The organism is Pseudomonas sp. (assembly GCF_033723075.1).
In the GTDB taxonomy this organism is placed as follows: domain Bacteria; phylum Pseudomonadota; class Gammaproteobacteria; order Pseudomonadales; family Pseudomonadaceae; genus Aquipseudomonas.
In genome coordinates, this window is sequence record NZ_JAWVXU010000001.1 from 326,922 (window position 1) to 340,421 (window position 13,500).

9 protein-coding genes are annotated in these 13,500 nt (G+C 63.6%); 4 read left to right on the forward strand and 5 right to left on the reverse strand.

Features of this window, described 5'->3' with window-relative positions:
- Positions 1–80: 80 nt before the first annotated feature.
- Complete coding sequence (locus R3355_RS01580) at positions 81–980, forward strand: LysR family transcriptional regulator (RefSeq protein WP_318959777.1); 900 nt, start codon at positions 81–83, stop codon at positions 978–980.
- Positions 981–1,203: 223 nt separating this feature from the next.
- Here R3355_RS01580 and R3355_RS01585 read toward each other — a convergent pair whose 3' ends face one another.
- From R3355_RS01585 to R3355_RS01595, 3 genes are read right to left on the reverse strand one after another with little or no spacing between them, the layout of a single operon-like run.
- Positions 1,204–3,039: a GldG family protein gene (locus R3355_RS01585; RefSeq protein ID WP_318959778.1), complete on the reverse strand. Its 1,836-nt coding sequence runs from the start codon at positions 3,037–3,039 to the stop codon at positions 1,204–1,206.
- 8 nt (positions 3,040–3,047) lie between these two features.
- Positions 3,048–3,782: an ABC transporter permease subunit gene (locus R3355_RS01590; RefSeq protein WP_318959779.1), complete on the reverse strand. Its 735-nt coding sequence runs from the start codon at positions 3,780–3,782 to the stop codon at positions 3,048–3,050.
- Positions 3,779–4,702 carry an ABC transporter ATP-binding protein gene (locus R3355_RS01595; RefSeq protein WP_318959780.1) on the reverse strand — a complete coding sequence of 308 codons (924 nt, stop codon included), beginning with the start codon at positions 4,700–4,702 and terminating at the stop codon, positions 3,779–3,781. Before R3355_RS01595 ends, R3355_RS01590 begins: the two co-directional genes overlap by 4 nt.
- A gap of 442 nt (positions 4,703–5,144) precedes the next feature.
- On the opposite strand from R3355_RS01595, the gene plsB reads away from it, so the two are divergent.
- Positions 5,145–7,628, forward strand: coding sequence for a glycerol-3-phosphate 1-O-acyltransferase PlsB (gene plsB, locus R3355_RS01600; protein ID WP_318959781.1), 2,484 nt, complete (start codon positions 5,145–5,147; stop codon positions 7,626–7,628).
- 175 nt (positions 7,629–7,803) lie between these two features.
- Here the strand turns inward: plsB and R3355_RS01605 are convergent, their stop codons facing one another.
- Positions 7,804–10,392 carry an EAL domain-containing protein gene (locus tag R3355_RS01605; protein WP_318959782.1) on the reverse strand — a complete coding sequence of 863 codons (2,589 nt, stop codon included), beginning with the start codon at positions 10,390–10,392 and terminating at the stop codon, positions 7,804–7,806.
- A gap of 461 nt (positions 10,393–10,853) precedes the next feature.
- A complete protein-coding gene (locus R3355_RS01610; protein ID WP_413243469.1) occupies positions 10,854–11,126 on the reverse strand; it encodes a hypothetical protein in 273 nt (90 codons plus the stop codon).
- A gap of 363 nt (positions 11,127–11,489) precedes the next feature.
- Here R3355_RS01610 and R3355_RS01615 point away from each other — a divergent pair, with 363 nt between their 5' ends.
- Both R3355_RS01615 and stpA read left to right on the forward strand, forming a co-directional pair.
- Positions 11,490–11,978 (forward strand): GFA family protein, encoded by a 489-nt coding sequence (locus tag R3355_RS01615; protein ID WP_318959783.1) that lies wholly within the window; start codon positions 11,490–11,492, stop codon positions 11,976–11,978.
- Positions 11,979–12,040: 62 nt separating this feature from the next.
- Complete coding sequence (gene stpA / locus R3355_RS01620) at positions 12,041–13,324, forward strand: glucosylglycerol 3-phosphatase (protein WP_318959784.1); 1,284 nt, start codon at positions 12,041–12,043, stop codon at positions 13,322–13,324.
- Positions 13,325–13,500: the final 176 nt, after the last annotated feature.

Here is a 13,500-nt window from a genome sequence, read left to right on the forward strand (position 1 = left end):
TGTCACGAGGATGAATCGCGCCTATCGTTCAATCAAACGACTAATACAAAACACTTAGTTTAGAAAAACTGAAGGCAAAGATGAACGAACCCGCTCGCTCGCTCCCACCACAAACCCTGCCGTTGCTGGAAGCCGACGTGCTCAAGACCTTTATCGGCATCGCTGAAAGCGGCAGCTTTACGCGCACCGCTGCTCAGGTATACCGCAGCACCGGCGCGGTCAGCATGCAGATCAAGCGCCTTGAGGAAACCATCGGGCGCAGCCTGTTCGTGCGTGAATCCCGTCGGGTTCAGCTGACCCCGGACGGCGAAGTTCTCCTGGGCTACGCCAGGCGTCTGCTCAAACTCAACGAGGAGGCAGTCTCCCATTTCCTGATCCCTGCCTTGTCCGGCAAGGTGCGCTTCGGCACCCCGAACGATATCGGTACCCGAGTCCTGCCAAGCGTGTTGAGCATGTTCGCCCGCATCCATCCCGCCGTGATGGTTGAGGTGTACGTGGGCCGTAGCGTGGATCTGGTCGCGAAGCTGGATGCAGGGGAACTCGACCTGACACTGATCGAAACCGGCAACGAAAACCTGGACCAATCACGCGGCGAAATCATCCACACCGAGGACCTGGTCTGGGCCGGGCGTGATGGCGGCCTGGCAGTGCAGCGTTCGCCCCTGCCGCTGGCGCTGGCCAACCCCGGATGCGCCTGGCGCAGGGCTGCACTCGACGCCCTCGACCGCAGCGGACGGGCCTATCGCATTGCCTACACCTGCGAACAGTGTGCAGGACAGGAAGCGACGATGATTGCCGACCTGGCCGTGGCCCCCTTTCCGCGCAGCCTGATCAGACCGCCGCTGAAGTGCCTGGGCGAGGAGCATGGTCTGTTGCCGTTAGGCCAGTACCACATCAAGCTGCTACGCGGCGGTAACAGCGACGACACCATCGAGGCACTGGCCGCGCAACTGATGCAGGCATTCAACGGACAACACTAGTGTGCCGTCTCGCAATAATCATTGCTCAAGCTGCTGCTGCTGGCCTGTGTAGGGTGCGCGGGGCCGCCTAGGTTGTGCGCACCACTGACAACCGGGTGCCCGGTGCGCACGGCCTAGGCGACCTCGCTAAAGCGCATTAGCCGCAAGCGGCTTGCCGAGCCTGCGTTTAATCCCCCTCTCGTTTATCCGGAGGGGGCAACGCAGGTAGTTTTCCAACGGTCTGTCAGCCGTGCTTGCGCCGCCGCCACAGCCACAGCGCCAGCACTCCAAGGGTCAGCAGCAACGGCACCAGGGCGATATTGACGAACTTCAGGGTGCGCCCCAGCGCCTCGATATCGGCGTTCAACTGGTAGCGCACCTCGCGCAGTTCCTTGCGGATCTTCAGCTTCTCCTGGAGGAACTGTTGCACCGTGGCCTGCTGCTCCGGGGTCAGCTCCAGTGCCTTGTTCGGGTCGTCGCTGCGCTGCAGGGCGGCGAGCTTTTGCTCGGTCTCCGCCAGCCGCGCCTGCAGCACCTGCTCCTTCTCGCGAAAGCGCACCTCGGCCTCGCGTTGGATCGACTCGACCACCTCGAACGGACGGGTGAAGCGTCCGCGCGAGCGCACGCTGATCAGCGCCTCGGAGCCGGCCAGGTTGTCCAGGGCGTTGATCGTGAAGCCGGCGTTGTCCGCCCAGGGCTGCGGAATGCGCTGGCCGAAGAAATCCTGCACCTGCACCCACATGCGGTCGGTGAGCATGTCGGTATCGGCCACGGCGATGACGTTGATGTTATCCGCCTGTTTGAGCCCGTCCTTGCGCCCCTCGATGCCGTCCGGGTAGGCCGACTGCGCCGGGCCGTCGATACGTGCAGCGAGGGTGTAGCGCTCGCCGGTCGGCTCCAGCTCGCGGATCAGTTCTTCCGGGTTCTGCAGCATGCCAAAGCGCTTGACGTCGAAGGGCATGGCGTACTGCGAACTCTGGATCAGCGGCATGAAACGGGTCTTCGCCCCTTCCAGCGGCTCGAGCATGCCGGCGGCGGCCACGGTGATGGTTTCCAGCGATGCGGTGCTGATGTCGTCCTGATCCAGTGCCTTCTTCGGCAGACTCAGCCAGGCGGCATGGCGCACCGGCCGGCGATCCTGGCCCATGCTCACGGACATGGCATAGGAGCCATCGCCGAGCACCTGGCCCGGCACCAGGCGCAGGCCCCAGGCCTTGAACAACGGTTCGAGATCGGAGGACTTGTCGATGACCATCTCACCCGGCATCTCGGCCTGGGTGTCGGCTTCGCTGAACGGATCGACGAAGGCCAGCAGCTTGCCGCCGCGCAGGACGAACTGGTCGATGGCGTAAAGGGTCTGCTCCGACAGCTGTTTGGGATGGATCAGCAGCAGTACCGAGACATGCTCGGGGATCAGGTCGACATCGCTCTTCAGGCTCTCGATCTGGAACAGCTGGCGGATTTCCTCCATCAGCATCCACGGCGGCGTCGGCTGCCGTGCCTGCATGTCGAAGCCGCCGCTGATCTGCAGCCCGGACAGCACGCCGACCACCGGACGCTCGGGTTTGGCCAGGCTCTGCACCAGACGGCTGAGTTCGTATTCGAGGAACTCCTCCTGATCCAGGGCGAAGAACGGGATCACCTGGGTATCGCCCTCGGCATTCTTGCCGGCCAGGCCGAAGTACAGCGAATCGCCGCCCTGTTGCAGGGGAACGGCCTGCAGGCCGAACTCGGCCGCCCGGTCCTCGTCCTCGGAGAACGGCGCCGGGTCGATGACCTTCAGCTTGAGCTTGCCGCCCGCCTCGCGCTGGTAGGCCTTGAGCATTTCCTCGACGCGCTTGGCGTAGGTGCGCAGCGCCGGCAGGTTCTTGGAGGCGCTGTCAGAGTAGAAGAAGTTCAGCTCCACCGGCTCGTCCAGCTCGGCAAGAATCTGCCGGGTACCGGGGGAGATGGTGTAGAGCTTCTGCTCGGTCAGGTCCAGGCGTGCGCCGGTCAGGCTCAGACTGGAAAACAGGTTGAAGGCGAGAAACGCCAGGGCGATGAGGACGAGCCCGGCGCCGGAAACCATCAGCTTTTTCATGGGCACCCTCAGTCGGCTTTCTTAAGGTCGATGACCACCGCAGTCGCAGCCAACCAGGCGGCGATCAGGGTGAGGAAATACAGCAAATCGCGCAGGTCGATCACGCCCTTGCTGATGGCATCGAAACGGGTCAGGAAGCTCAGCGACGCCACCGCGTCGATCAGCCACTGCGGCGCCCAGCCACTGAAGCCGTCGAGCACCATGGGAAAGCCGCTGACGATGAACAGGAAGCACACGCTGACCGCGAGGATAAAGGCGATCACCTGGTTCTTCGCCAGCGCCGACATGCACGAGCCGATGGCCAGGTAGGCACCGGCCAGCAGCCAACTGCCGATGTAGCCGGTAATGATCGCGCCGTTGTCCGGCTCGCCCAGGTAGTTGACGGTGATGATCATTGGAAAGGTCAGCAGCAACGCCAGGCCGGCGAAGGCCCAGGCCGCGAGGAACTTGCCGGTGACCGCCTCGAAACGGGTGATCGGCAGGGTCATCAGCAGCTCGATGGTGCCGGATTTGCGCTCCTCGGCCCACAGGCGCATGGCAATCGCCGGCACCAGAAACAGGTACAACCAGGGATGAAAGGCGAAGAACGGCGCCAGACTGGCCTGACCGCTCTCGAAGAAACCGCCCAGGTAGAAGGTGAACACCCCGGACAGGACCAGGAAGATCACGATAAACACATAGGCCAGCGGCGTGCTGAAGTAGCTCGCCAGCTCGCGTTTGAACAGCACCGGCAACTGCCTCATAGCACCTCCCCCCGGGTCAGGCTGCGGAACACTTCGTCCAGCCGACCACGTTCGACATTCAACTCCTTGACCCGCCAGCCGCGCTGAGCGATCAGCGCATTGACCTGCGGGAAGATCACCTCGCCCGGTTTGGCCAGCACGCTCAGGCTGTGCTCGCGCTCGTTATCTTCCACCCCGATGACGCCCGGCAATGCCGCCAGCGCCACCCTATCCAGAGGCTCTTCGGCCACCAGGGTCACCGCCTGGTGATAACGCGAGCGGCTTTCCAGCTCCAGCGGCGTGCCATCGGCGAGCAGCTTGCCGTGGGCGATCACCACCGCACGGGTACACACGGCTGAAACCTCTTCGAGAATGTGGGTGGAGATGATCACGATCTTGTCGTGGGCCAGGCTCTGAATCAGCTTGCGCACCTGGTGCTTCTGGTTCGGGTCGAGGCCATCGGTGGGTTCGTCGAGGATCAGCACCTTGGGATCATGCACGATGGCCTGGGCCAGACCGACCCGGCGCTTGAAGCCCTTGGACAGGGTCTCGATCGACTGCTCCAGCACCTGCTCCAGTTCGACCTGGGCCACCGCCTTGGCCACCCGCTCACGTTTCGCAGCCCCCTTGAAGCCGCGCACCTCGGTGATGAACTCGAGGAAACCGCGCACCGTCATGTCCCCGTAACAGGGCGCGCCTTCCGGCAAGTAGCCGATCTGCCGCTGGGCCTTGAGGGTATCTTTCTGGATATCGAAGCCGAGAATGCTCGCCGTGCCGGACGTCGGCGCGAGAAAACCGGTGAGCATCTTCATGGTGGTGGACTTGCCGGCACCGTTCGGGCCGAGGAACCCCAACACTTCCCCCCGCTCGACGCGAAAGGACAGGTCGTCCACCACAGTGTGCTGTGCGAAACGCTTGGTTAGCTTGCTTATCTCGATCATGGTCCCTCACCCGTGCGGTAACAGGTCCTGCTCGCGGCCCGTAGAGCAGCGAAACGGTCTTTTAATGCCGGCGGGACTATAAGGACTCCGGCGCCGACAGTGCAAGCCAAGAACCCGGAAGTCACAGCCTCCGGCGTAGCCCGCAGGATGGATCGGGCCGCGTAGGTCAGCCGCCCAGGCGATGCCTGGCAGGACAACCTTTCAGGCGCGGCGTAACCCATCATGGCGGCGTGCCTGCTGACGTCGTGTCGGGTTACACGGCGCTCGAATGACGCGACCACCGATAATCCGGCGGCCTGCGCCGCTAACCCGACCTACTCGCTGCGCCCCTACCCCAACGCATCGACCCATCGGCTCATGACAAGCTTTTGCCGGCACGCCAGCGATCCGGCACACTAGCCGCCCCGAGCAATCGCTCGTTTGCACAGCCAGCAGACTCCGTATGACCCGCTCCCCGTTTCGCCGCCTCGTGTTCGGTACCCTGCGCCGCCTGCTGTACCTCTGGGTGCGTTCGGAAACCATCAACCAGTCGGCCTTCAGCCTCAAGCTCGACCGCAGCAAGCCGGTGTTCTATGTACTGCAACTGCCGTCGCTGACCGATCTGGCGGTGGTCGATACGGAGTGCCGCAAGGCTGGCCTGCCGCGCCCGGTACTGCCGGTCGCGGTGGGCGATTTGCTGGAGCCGGCGGCGTTCTTCTACCTGACCCCGGAACCGGACTGGCTCGGCCGCCAGGACAAGCGCGGCATTTCGCCGACCCTGCAGCGCCTGGTCAGCGCCCTTGCCCAGCATGCCGTGGACGATGCGCAGATCGTCCCGGTCAGCGTGTTCTGGGGCCAGTCGCCGGACCGCGAGACCAGCGCCTGGAAGCTACTGTTCGCCGACAGTTGGGCAGTCACCGGGCGCCTGCGCCGCCTGGCCAGCATCCTGATCCTGGGGCGCAAGACCCGCGTGCAGTTCTCAAGCCCCATCCAGCTGCGTGAACTGGTCGCACAGGACAAGGGCCACGAACGCACCCTGCGCATGATCCAGCGCATCCTGCGGGTGCACTTTCGCAACCAGAAGACCGCGGTCATCGGCCCCGACGTGTCGCACCGGCGCAACCTGGTCAAGGGCCTGGTGCATGGCCCGCAGGTACGTCAGGCGATCATCGAGCACGCCGAGCGTGAAAACATCACCCTGCACAAAGCCGAAGCCATGGCCCTGCGCTACGGCAACGAAATCGCTTCGGACTACACCTATACGGTGATCCGTTTTCTCGAACTGCTGCTCAGCTGGTTCTGGAACAAGATCTACGACGGCATCAGGGTCAATCACATCGAAGGCGTGCAGGAGGTTGCCCAGGGTCACGAGGTGATCTACGTGCCCTGCCACCGCAGCCATATCGACTACCTGCTGCTGTCCTACCTGTTGTTTCGCAACGGCCTGACCCCGCCGCATATCGCCGCCGGGATCAACCTCAACATGCCACTGATCGGCGGCCTGCTGCGCCGCGGCGGCGCCTTCTTCATGCGCCGCACCTTCAAGGGCAACCCGCTGTACAGCGCGGTGTTCAACGAATACCTGCATACCCTGTTCAGCAAGGGCTTCCCGGTCGAGTACTTCGTCGAGGGCGGGCGCTCGCGCACCGGACGCATGCTCCAGCCGAAGACCGGCATGCTCGCCATCACCCTGCGCAGCTTTCTGCGCAGCCACCGCCTGCCGGTGGTGTTCGTGCCGGTGTATGTCGGCTACGAACGCGTGCTGGAAGGCCGCACCTACCTCGGCGAACTGCGCGGGGCGAGCAAGAAGAAGGAGTCGATCTTCGACGTCTTCAAGGTCATAGGTGCGCTCAAGCAGCGTTTCGGCCAGGTCTGGGTCAACTTCGGCGAGCCGATCAAGCTGGCGGAATTCCTCGACCGGGAGCAACCCGACTGGCGCCGCCAGGAACTCGCCCCGCACTACCGCCCCGACTGGCTGAACGAGGCCACCCACAGGCTCGGCCAGCGTGTGGCGCAACATCTCAACGAAGCGGCGGCGATCAACCCGGTCAACCTGGTGGCCCTGGCGCTGCTCTCCACCAGCAAGCTGGCCCTCGACGAGCGCGCCCTGGCACGGGTGCTCGACCTCTATCTGGCGTTGCTGCGTCGCGTGCCCTACTCACCGCACACCACCCTGCCGGAAGGCGACGGCCAGGCGCTGATCGAATACGTGCAGGGCATGGATCTGCTCGCCGAACAGCGCGATGCGCTGGGCAAGATCCTCTATCTGGACGAGCACAACGCCGTCCTGATGACCTACTACCGCAACAATGTGCTGCACATCTTCGCCCTGCCCGCGCTGCTGACCAGCTTCTTCCAGAGCAGCGCGCGGATGAGTCGCGAACAGATCCTGCGCTACACCCGCGCGCTCTACCCCTACCTGCAGGCCGAGCTGTTCCTCTGCTGGGACCTGGAGCAGCTGGATGCGGTGGTCGACCAATGGCTGGCGGCCTTCGTCGAACAGGGCCTGCTCAGCTTCGAGGCCGACGTCTATGTGCGCCCGGTTCCCAGTTCGCGGCATTTCGTCCTGCTGACCCTGCTCTCGCGCACCATCGCCCAGACCCTGCAGCGCTTCTACATGGCCACCGCGCTGCTGCTCAACGCCGGCCAGCATGCGATCAGCGCCGAGGAACTGGAAGACCTGTGCACCGTGATGGCCCAGCGCCTGTCGATCCTCCACGGCCTCAACGCCCCGGAGTTCTTCGACAAGAGCCTGTTCCGCCACTTCATCCAGACCCTGCAGGGCCAGGGCGTACTGCGCCAGGACCCGGCCGGCAAACTCAGCCACCACCCGCTGCTCGGCGAACTCGCCGAAGGCGCCGCCAAGCGCGTGCTGCCGGCGGAGATCCGCCTGTCGATCCGCCAGGTGGCGCTGGACAGCAGCGAGGATGTGCCGGAGGCAGTTTAACCGCGAGAAGGCCCGCTTCCTGCAAGTTGGCGCAGCCCCGTCGCCCGGATCAGCCCGACGCAATCCGGGCTGTTTCCCAGATTGCGTCCGGGTTTATCCAGGCGAGGCAATCCGGCTTCGGGGCCAACCGGGGATTGCTAGCCTCGGCGACAACCGGGCTGCCTGACAGCCCGGCTCATACACCTTGCTCCAGACGCTCCAGCGCAGCGTGTAGCAAGGCCGGCTGCATCGGCCGATCGAGGAAGTAGCCCTGGGCTTCCTCACAGTCGTAGCGCTGCAGAATATCGAGCTGCTCTTGCGACTCCACACCCTCGGCCGTCACGGTCAGGGAGAGCGCCCGACCGAGGCCGATGATCGCCTTGATGATTGCCTCGCTGCTCTCGCAACCGTCCATATCGGACACGAAACTGCGATCGATCTTCAGCCCATCGAAAGGGAATGTGCGCAGATAGCCGAGGGAGGAATAGCCGGTGCCGAAGTCATCCATGGACAACCTGACGCCCAAGTCCTTGAGCGCCTGCATGATCACCAGCGCACCCTCGGCATCCTCGAGCAGGACACTCTCGGTGAGTTCCAATTCCAATCGCGACGGCGGCAGGCCGGTTGCCTCGAGAACACTCTGTACCCGTGCAACCAGGTGCCCGCGCTGGAACTCCACCGACGAGAGATTCACCGAAACGATCAGCTGCTCGCTCCAGCTCATGGCTTCCGTGCAGGCGGCATGCAGCACCCAGGAGCTCAGGGGCACGATCAGGCCGGTGCTCTCGGCGATGGAAATAAAGGTATCCGGACTCAGCAGTCCGCGTTGCGGGTGCTGCCAGCGCACCAACGCTTCAGCCGCGACCATGCGTTTGCTGTTGACGCTATAGCGTGGCTGCAGGAGCAGGCGCAGCTCGTCGTTTTTCAAGGCCTGGCGCAAATCGCCCTCTAACTGGCGCTGTTCGACGGCCCGTTCGTTCATATCACTGGCATAAAAACGCCAGGTATTGCGCCCACCCCCCTTGGCCTCGTACAGGGCGATATCCGCATAGCGGAGCAACTCTTCCGCCAAGGAGGCATCGGCGGGCGCCATGGCTACGCCGATACTGGTGCCGATAAAGATGCTGTGGTTGTCGATCTCGAATGGCTGTTCGATGCTGGCGATCAAACGCTCGCACAGGTGCTCCACCTCCTCCTGAGCGGATATGCCGCTGACGATCAGAATGAACTCGTCTCCCCCCATGCGGGCGACCAGATCGCCATCACGCAGGCACAGGCGCAAGCGCCGGGAAACTTCGTTGAGCACCTGGTCACCGACCTCATGGCCGAAGGAATCGTTGACCTGCTTGAACCGGTCTAGATCGAGGCTCAGCATGACCAGAGGCTTGTCCGCGCTGGGCGCTGCCTTGAGCTTGCCCTCGAGAAATTCCTGCATGCGGTTGCGGTTCGGCAAACCGGTCAGCGCATCATGCAGCGACAGGTGTTCGATGCGCGCCCGCGCCTCGACCTCTTCGGTGATGTCGCTGACAGTACCGCGGAAACCGCCGCCAACCTGCGCATCCGCAACGGTTCGCATGGCCAGTCGACAGGTGCGCAGACGACCATCTTTGGCGCGGTAATGGCATTGCCGGGTGCCATTGGCTGCCCTGCCCTTGCGCTTGCTCAGCCAGAGAGATAGACCACCGGGGCACTCGATGAACTCATCGATCGAACGCCCCAGCCAGTCGCTCTCGGCATGCCCGGTCACCGTCTGAAAACGTGCGGAAAGGTAGGTCAAACGCAGTTCGGCATCGACCTCCCAAATCCAGTCCGAGGCGGCTTCGGCCACATCGCGAAAGCGCGCCTCACTGGTAGCCAGGGCCCGTTGGCTGGCATACAGGGAGGCATAGCTGGCCTCCATCTCACGCGCGGAGGCCATGGCCCGGCGCAGGGTCAACCAGGTGACCAGGGCAAAAATGCTCCCGGCCAAGGCCAGCAGCGGCAGAATCAGGTACAGCAACTGATCGCCAGGCCGGGGCGGCTGCCAGCCCAGCAGCGGCGGCTCACCGCTGAGGGTGGCCAGGCGCAACGAGGACGCGCCTGGCGCATCGGCTGCAGCGTTGGCCACATGCAGCTGGTCGATGCCGAAATCCTCTCCCAGCGCCTGCAGCTTGTCCGGCCCGAGCAGATCGACGAAGAGCAAAACGGATGTCGGACCCGGCACTTCGACTATCTGCGGATCGCCTCCGGGGGTGAAGCCCGCGGCAGCGACCAGCGCCGGCTGACCGGCTATTTGCACAAAGCCCACGAGCGGTTCTTCATCCCCGGCCTGCTCGCGCGCCTGTGCGAGCAGTGCCGCTATATCCTGCCCGAGCCATTGCTCCACCGAGGTTGCCACGAGCTGGCCGTCGACCACCGCATAGGAGGTGGAGCCATTGGCAGCGACGACAAACACCCCCTCGAAGGCGAAATCATCGAACAGACTGGGGCCCAGGTTCTGCCGCGTATAGGCCCACTCGAGATCGACCGTGGCATGCAGATGCTGGTAGGCATCACCCCAAAAGGCGTAGTCGCCGATGGTTGCCAGAATCGACTTCTGCCGGACCTGGGTGGCCTTTTCCACATAGAACAGGCCCTGTTCGAGGGCCCGAGTGTTCTGCTGCAGCGCAATCTGCACCAACGCCACACTGGCCACCACGAACAGCACCAACAGCAAGGCTGAGATAAGCAGCAACGCCCGGCGTGTGGCACTCGAATTGGCGACGCCGATGGTCGGTTGACGGGACAGCTCTGCTGTTGGCGACATGGCAAATCCTCGACCGGTTGGTGATGCGGCGCAAAGCAGGTGCACGCCAGGAAACACGCATGAGTGAAAGCATCATGCCATTACCCCACCATCCCCCGTTTACACCAGCGCTCTCTTGCAACTGTGACACAGTGTCGTCAAAGGCTTTGAGCAAATCGTGAACGAATGTCATATCCGCCAAATAATTACTGCTGCTGCAGATCGCCCGGCCCGACCGGCCATGGGCAGTCGATGGCGGCTCTCGGAAAGATTCTTGGTGTTTATCCAGCAATGTATGGTCGCGGCAGCGCCAAAGTTTCGCGGGTAGGGCGGATCGCTACAGGCAGTGCGCCATGGGTTCTCGGCACGCTGTCAAGCTGGCGGGCCGTGGCTGCGCGGCGAACGCAACGCCGAGCCCATGTCCTGCGCAAACGATCAACCTAGAAGCAATACGGCTGATTCGGCCGGACAGCGACCGGCCGTTACTCGGAAACCTGCCGGATATCCAGCAGCACCCACACCTCGTAACCCTTGGCGCGCGCGGCTTTTTCGGCCTCGAGCTGGGCAGTGAGTGTGCTGATCGAGCGCGAACGATGCTCGAAGCGAAACGGCGGGCCACCGTTCTTGCGCACGCTCAGTTCGACGAGCGTGTAACTGGACGGTGGTTTGGGTTGTGATTGCGGTTGTTTCTGCGGCGCAGAGTCGAGACCGAGGGCGCGGCGCATCTCGTCTTCTGACAGATTGGTATCGGTCAAGCTAGAACCCTATTGCGATAAATGAGTGCCATTGTAAGCAGGTCTTGCGCGCTATTTCGCGACAACAGGCTGCGAGAACGGTGGGTCTGGCGAAAGCACCGTAAATAAAGGTGGATAGTGCCACGTCGACATAAAAAAGTGGATACGCAGAGCGTATCCACTCCTACTCGCGGTGCACGCCGCAGATCAATCAACGCACATCGCTCCCTTCCCCGCTACACGCCTACTGGCCTGCCCGCCGCCAGCTCGTGGAATCGTGGTGCCAAGCCACCCGACCAACGGCCTCGCACAATGCCAAGTGGCACTGGTCCACCAGGTAATCTCTGATTATGCCAACACAGCCCGTTCGCCCGGAGGTTCGCCATGCAACTCCAAGGTTCCTGCCATTGCGGTGCCGTGGCTTTCAGCCTGACCAGCGCCCACCCCTATCCCTACCAGCGTTGCTACTGCTCGATTTGCCGCAAAACCCAGGGCGGCGGCGGTTACTCGATCAACCTCAGCGGCGATGCGCACAGCCTGAAAGTCAGGGGGCGCAAGCAGATCGCCATCTACCACGCCAAGATCAAGCCCGAAGGTGCCCGCCGCGCCCATAGCAGCAGTGCCGAGCGGCATTTCTGCCGACTCTGCGGCAGCGCCCTGTGGCTCTACAGCCCGGAGTGGCCGGCGCTTATTCACCCCTTCGCCTCGGCTATCGACACGCCGCTGCCGGTGCCCCCGCAACACACCCACCTGCTGCTCGACTCGAAAGCCTCCTGGGTCGAAGTCGATGTGCGACCCGGCGATAAACAATTCGACGGCTATCCCGAAGAGTCCATCGCCCAGTGGCATGAACGGCTTGGCTTGAGTCGCTGACGGCCTCCGGATCCGGGCTGCTGGTTTGGCCGCCCCCCGACACTGCGGTGTAAGATGGCGGCATGATTAAAAACTGCCCAACGTTTTCACTCGACCACAACCGCCTTCTCGACGCCCTCGCCGCCACCGACAGGCTGCTGATCATTCAGGACCTGGACGGGGTCTGCATGGGCCTGGTGCGCGACCCGCTGACCCGTGCCGTCGAGCGGCGCTATGTGCAGGCGGCCCGTCAACTGGCGGGGCACTTCTTCGTGCTGACCAATGGCGAACACATCGGCCGCCGCGGAGTCAATGGCATCGTCGACAACGCCTTCGATACCCCTGCCCAGGCACGCGAGCAAGGCCTCTACCTGCCGGGGCTGGCTGCCGGCGGCGTGCAACTGCAGGACCGCTACGGCCGGGTGACCCACCCAGGCGTAAGCGAGGCGGAACTGGCCTTTCTGCAGACAATACCGGGCAAGGCCGAACGTTTTCTCGGCGAACTGCTGGCCGCCCCGCCCTATGCGCTCGGCGCATCCGCGATCGCGCCCCTGGTTGGCGCCAGCGTACTGGACAACCTCGCCTCACCCACCGTCAACATCAACAGCCTCTACCGACACTTCAGCGACCAGCCAGCGCTATACCGGCAGTTGCAGCACGCGCTCGAAGGTTTCATGGCGCAACTGCAGCAGCAAGCCAGCGCCTGCCAGCTGCAAGAATCCTTCTTCGTCCACTACGCCCCCAATCTCGGTAGCGATCCCCAGTGCCGGGAACGGCTCAAATACAGCTCGGGCGAGAATGCCGGCACCACCGACTTCCAATTCATGCTCAAGGGCGCCATCAAGGAAGTCGGCGTGCTGGTAATCCTCAACCACTACTATCACCAACACACCGGGCACTACCCGCTGGGTGAAGACTTCAATGCCCGCCAGGCGCCGCGCGATCAGCGCGCCCTGCTGCAGCTGGCGCGCGAGCATTTCGACCCGGCCCAGATGCCGCGCATCGTCGGCGTGGGCGACACCATCACCTCGACCACCAGCACGCTGGATGGCCAGACCCAGCAACTGCGCGGCGGCAGCGACCGCGGCTTCCTCACCCTAGTGCAGGCGCTGGGCGAAGCCTTCGCCACGGACAATACCGTGGTCTACATCGACAGCAGCGGCGGCGAAGTCGCTCGCCCGGGCCTCGATGCCGCGCACCTGCAGCGCCGGGCGAGCGACCCGAACCTGGCCCCCTGGCCGGCGGTTGAAGGTATCAGCGACCCGGCCGACCCTCTCAGACTGGACGTGGTTTTTACCGGAGGGCATGCGCAATACGTGCCGTTCTTCTGCACACTGGCCGAGCGTTATGCGAGGCGTAGACAGTAGGCCGCTAGCCCAGCTGCTGGGGCTGGTCTTGCGCTGTTTGATCTCAAGCGGCATGGGTTTGATGAAGGGCTACGTTCGGCCATTTCCTGTCTGTCGCGAACGGCAGCAGTCGACCCAACGCTGCCACCACATCCATCCATAAACCCCGTCCCCCGCCCTGCCCGCGCAATCGCGCT

Coding starts and splice junctions, on each gene's coding strand:
- R3355_RS01585 (WP_318959778.1), bottom strand. CDS start 3,039: ATGAAAAAGCTGATGGTTTCCGGCGCCGGGCTCGTCCTCATCGCCCTG.
- stpA (WP_318959784.1), top strand. CDS start 12,041: ATGATTAAAAACTGCCCAACGTTTTCACTCGACCACAACCGCCTTCTC.
- R3355_RS01590 (WP_318959779.1), bottom strand. CDS start 3,782: ATGAGGCAGTTGCCGGTGCTGTTCAAACGCGAGCTGGCGAGCTACTTC.
- R3355_RS01605 (WP_318959782.1), bottom strand. CDS start 10,392: ATGTCGCCAACAGCAGAGCTGTCCCGTCAACCGACCATCGGCGTCGCC.
- R3355_RS01615 (WP_318959783.1), top strand. CDS start 11,490: ATGCAACTCCAAGGTTCCTGCCATTGCGGTGCCGTGGCTTTCAGCCTG.
- R3355_RS01580 (WP_318959777.1), top strand. CDS start 81: ATGAACGAACCCGCTCGCTCGCTCCCACCACAAACCCTGCCGTTGCTG.
- plsB (WP_318959781.1), top strand. CDS start 5,145: ATGACCCGCTCCCCGTTTCGCCGCCTCGTGTTCGGTACCCTGCGCCGC.
- R3355_RS01595 (WP_318959780.1), bottom strand. CDS start 4,702: ATGATCGAGATAAGCAAGCTAACCAAGCGTTTCGCACAGCACACTGTG.